Source organism: Methylocaldum sp. (genome assembly GCF_039794385.1).
In the GTDB taxonomy this organism is placed as follows: Bacteria; Pseudomonadota; Gammaproteobacteria; order Methylococcales; family Methylococcaceae; genus Methylocaldum.
In genome coordinates this window covers 1-5,008 of record NZ_JBDIVO010000326.1, presented here as the reverse complement: position 1 = coordinate 5,008, position 5,008 = coordinate 1, and the positions used below count along the sequence as shown (strand labels likewise).

Genomic DNA, 5,008 nt, shown 5'->3' with positions numbered 1-5,008 from the left:
TGGCGAAGAGCTCACAGTAGACCCCTCCGCGGCTTGTTAGGTATCCCGGGAACCTTCTTACAGCTTATAGCCACTTGATTTCTACCTCTGCCCCCAGGGATTCGAGCACGTGCCGGATTCCCTCAACGCCCTTGTCAGAAGGAAGAGTTAAAGATACAAGCTCTCTGGCCATTATGCGGCGAGCCAGACGCTTCGCTTCAAGTCGTGGTTGCTGCCCAAACTCCACAAGCCGGGGCACCAATTGGTAGCGTGCTTTACCATCCCAATCTGTCCATGATCGGTTTGCATCCCAACTCAATACAGTAATTTTGATGCCGTTTTTCACAATTAGGACCTAATTCCATTCGGCATTCGAGTGAACACTCATCGTAGGGTGGGTTAGCGAAGCGTAACCCACCGATTCGAGGCCGCTCGGTGGGTTACGGCCTCGCGGCCTACCCCACCATCGATGGGTTTCGCTTCGCTCTACCCCTCCTACAAAATGAATGCCTTATTGAAAGCGATTTGGAGTAAAACGTTCTCAACATCCCCACCTCAACGCCGCCGTATGTACCGGCGCATCCCACAACCTGATCATCTCTTCGTCCAGCAGAGTCAGCGTGACGGAGCAGCCCGCCATGTCCAGCGACGTGGTGAAATTGCCGACCAGCGAACGGACGATGCTCACTCCGCGCTGATCCCAGAACTGGCGAGCGAGATCGTAGACCAGATAAAGCTCCATCAGCGGCGTCGCGCCGAAGCCGTTGACGTGCAGCAGGGCCGGCTGGCCTTTGGCGGGTTTCAGCTCGCCGTCGATGGCTTGCGTCAGGTGCTCGACGATTTCCGAAGCGCTCGCCAGAGCCATGCGCTCCCTGCCCTTCTCCCCGTGTATGCCCACGCCCATTTCCATTTCATTGTCGGCGATCTCGAAGGTGGGCTTGCCCAGGGCCGGAACGGTACAACTGGTCAGCGCCACGCCCATGGATGCGGTGGCCCGCACCACCCGCTCGCCCAGCGCCTTGCAGCCGGCCAGGTCCATGCCGGCTTCCGCCGCCGCGCCGACGATCTTTTCGACGATAGTCGTGCCCGCCACTCCGCGCCGGCCCATGCCCTGGTGCTCGGGGATGGACACATCGTCGTGCACCAGTACGGTCTCGTGGGGGCAGTCGAGCATTTCCGCCGCGATCTCGAAATTCATGACATCGCCGGCGTAATTCTTGACGATGAACAATACGCCGCCGCCGTTTTCCGTGGCCTCCGCGGCGGCCAGCATCTGATCGGGCGTGGGCGAGGTGAATACCTGTCCCGGACAGGCCGCGTCCAGCATGCCGAGACCGACGAAACCGGTGTGCAAGGGCTCGTGCCCGGAACCGCCGCCCGAAATCAGCGCCACCTTGCCCGGTACGCGCGGCGCGATGCGGACCATATAGCGGGGTTCCGGATTGAAGCGAACGATATCGGCATGCGCCAGCGCAAAGCCGCGCCCGCTTTCATCCAGCAAACTCTCGACAGTGTTGATGAATTTCTTCATGGGATTCCCTAAGACGTTCGATAACCCGTTAACTGAAGCGGCCCGCGGGCCTGGATAGCGTGCCTGAAAGCAAACCATCGGGCCCTCCTCGGGTCAAGCTTTGTCTGAATAAGCGCATGTCGGCAAAGGATTGCCGACCTACTTAGCGACGCCCTTTCGTAGGTCGGCAATCCTTTGCCGACACAGCTATACCCCGGTAGGAACCGCGCTAGAGGCCGCAACCTGCCGCGACTGCCCAAAAATGGCGTAACACACCGGCGTCAACACGAGGCTCGCCCCCATGCCGAACAACAGCCCGGCGGCCAGCGACAAGGTCATCGGGACCAGAAATTGGGCTTGCTGGCTGGTCTCCAACAGGGTCGGCAAAAAACCGGCGAAGGTCGTGAGAAACGCCAGCAGAATCGGGCGGAAGCGGACGGTGCAGGCTTCTAAGACCAGGCTATGGGCTTTGGGCTCTAGGCTACAGGAAGCAACGATTGCCGAATCTTGCTCGCCGTCTTCTCCTGGAGCCTCGAGCCTAGGGCCTGTAGCCTCATGTTCCTTGATGTAGTCGAGCAGTACCAGGCTGTCGTTCACTACCACGCCGCTGGCGGCGATCATGCCCACCAGGGATTCCATGGATAAAGGCAAACCCGCCAGCCAGTGGGCGAAAACCGCGCCGCACCAGGCGACGGGCGCGGCCAGCAGAAAAATCAGCGGAATGACATAGGAGCGGAACGGCACGGCGATCAGGGCGTAGATCACCACCAGGGCGATCAGGGTATAGAAAGCGAGAGCATGAACGGACGCCTCCTGCTCGATTCGCTCCTCGCCCAGGCCTACGTCCAGCCCCGGGAACTGCTGTTTCAAACGGGGAATTTCCGCTGCTTCCAGATCGGCATAGATCGCATTGAGGTCCGCCGACTTGGGATCGACCCGCGCTTGCACTTTCAGCACACGCTGCCGATCCTGCCGGGCCAGCTTGGCGTAGCCGGGCACGAGGTCGATCTCGGCGAGGGTCCGAAGCGGCGCTTGTGCTCCGTTGGGCAGGCGGATCGGCAGATTATGCAGATCGTCCAAGGACTGCCGCTCGCTCCGGGGCAGGCGCACCATGACTTTGACTTCGCTGCGCCCTCGTTGCAGCCGATGAACTTCGTCGCCGTAGTAGCCGTGCCGCGTCTGCTCGGCGACGTCTTCCAGCCGCAGCCCCAAGCGTTCCGCTTCGGGCTTCAGGCGAAGGCGGATCTCGGGTTTGCCGGGTTCGGCGGAGTCCACCACGTCGTACACGCCGGGATATGCGGCCAGTTTGCGCTTGAGCTGTTCGGCCGCCGCGGTCAGCAGCGACGGATCGGGCGCCCCGAGGTCGAGCTCGATATCGTAGGGAACATCGCCTTCCTTGTAGAGAAAATCGATTTTCGCGCGCCCGATGTCGCCGATGCGCCGGCGCCATTCCCGGATGAAATCCTCGACCACGATGCGTTGCCGTCCTTCCGGCGAAAGCTCGGTCCAGAATCCGGCGCCGTGCTCCCACACCAGCGTCTCCAGACCGACGATTACCGAGGCTGGCTCCAGGCTTGAGACCTGAGGCTGGAGACTTGAGGAAGATAGTGCTGCTGTTTTCTCTCTGCCTTTTCCTCCAGCCTGATCCAGTTCATCCCGCAACTCCAGCAAAGCCCGCTCCACTTTTTCCGCCGCCCGGAGGGTTTCACTATAGGGCGCATCCTGCGGTAACTTCAGATTGACCCAGAAACTGTCCTTGGTGACGTCCGCCTGCAGCGACAACCGGATATGGCCGCCGGCCACCAGCGCGGCGCCCAGCATCAGCAATACGGCGAAAGCGGCAACGGTGAGATAGCGCCATGCCAAGGCTTTTTCCAGAAAGGGTCCGTAAATCCGCCGGACGAAATCCTCCAAACCGCGGTTGAGCCTGATACGCAATCTCTCCAAGCGAGAGACATATGGGCCGGGTCTTGAGGGAGCGGCCAAATGCGCAGGCAAGATCAATAGCGCCTCGATTAAAGAAAATACCAGCGTGAGAATCATCACCAGGCAGATCGGCCGCATCATCTCCCCCGCCCAGCCGGGCAGGAACAGGCCGGGCAGGAAGGCAACCAGGGTGGTCAACACCGCCAGAATCACCGGCTGGGCGACGCTTTCCGCGCCGCGAATGGCACAGGCGAGGCTATAGGCTCCAGACTCTAGGTCTTGATTTTCCAGCGTCTGAGGTCTAGAGCCTAGCGCCTCTTCTTGAGCCTTCAGCCTATGGCCTAGGGACTCTGGCCTAGAGTCTAGAGTCTGTTCCTTATGCACCGCCTCCCCGACGATGATGGCGTCGTCCACCAGAATACCCATGGCGAGCAGAAAACCGAACAGGGACAGCATATTGAGCGAGATGCCCAGCATCGGCATCAGCCAGAGCGCGCCGAACACCGAGGTGAGAATCCCCGCGCCGGCCCACAAAGCCACCTTGAATCGCAGAAATAGGCTCAGCACGGCGCACACCAGAACGAAACCGCAGAGGCCGTCCTCGATGAGAGTCCGGATGCGCTCGTCGTAGGCTTGGGAATCGTCCCACCAGGTAATCATCGAGAGCCGTTCCGGCAGCCGGGCACTCATCTCCTCCACATAGGCCTTGACCCGGCGGGCGACCTCGACCGTGTCATGCTCGGCGTGGATTTCCCAGCCCTGAGCCGTCTCGCCGTTGTGGCGCCATGCCGAGGGGCGTTCTTCCAGGCCGTCAGTGACGGTGGCTACGTCGCGGAGCAGCACCCGGCTGCCGTCCGGATGGGTTTTGAGCACCAGATCCCCGATCGAAGCTCCCTCTCGGGCTTTGCCCTTGACCCGCAGCAACAGTTCACCGGCCGGGCTCTTCACCATGCCGCCGGGCAGGTCCACCGAAGTCCGTCGGACCGCGTCGGCAACATCGTGCAGGGACAACCGGTGTTGCCGCAGCCGTTCCGAAGAAACCTCGATGGCGATTTCGTAAGGCACGTCGTAGTAATTGAGGGCGCGGGTGACGCCGGGTAACCGCGCCAGATCGCCCTGGATACGTTCGCCGAGCCGCTTGAGGATGAGCGGATCGGTGGGACCGTGCAGCGCCACCCAGATGACGCCGTCGTCGCCCTCCCGGTAAGCCGGCTGCACCTCGATCTTTTCGAGAGTCTTCGGCAGTCGCTGAATGGACTGGACCCGCCCGCGCACGGCGTTCATCACCCGGTCTTTGTCGTGACCCGGCAGAACCACCACATTCACCCTACATTCGCCCTCGCTGATCTCCGACTTGAGCCGCTTGACGCCCGGCAGATCGTAAACCGCCTCTTCGATGCGGATGCACACCGATTCCTCGATCTCCAAGGGCCCGGCACCAGGATAGATCGCCTTGATTTCGATTTGGTGGGGGAGAAAGCGTGGAAACACCTCCTTGTCCATGACGATCAGGCTGCCGATTCCGCCGAACAGGATCAGCAGCATCAAGAGATTGGCGGCGACCGGGTTGGAAGCGAACCAACCGACGAGACC

Annotated in this window: 2 protein-coding genes; both read right to left on the bottom strand. The window is 61.2% G+C overall.

The features are described 5' to 3' along the window. Positions 1 to 520: 520 nt before the first annotated feature. A complete protein-coding gene (gene dhaK / locus ABJK70_RS19895; RefSeq protein WP_086135188.1) occupies positions 521 to 1,510 on the bottom strand; it encodes a dihydroxyacetone kinase subunit DhaK in 990 nt (329 codons plus the stop codon). 186 nt (positions 1,511 to 1,696) lie between these two features. Next, positions 1,697 to 5,008, bottom strand: a 3,312-nt coding sequence (locus ABJK70_RS19890; protein ID WP_347258866.1) for an efflux RND transporter permease subunit, incomplete at its 5' end; no start/stop codon positions are given.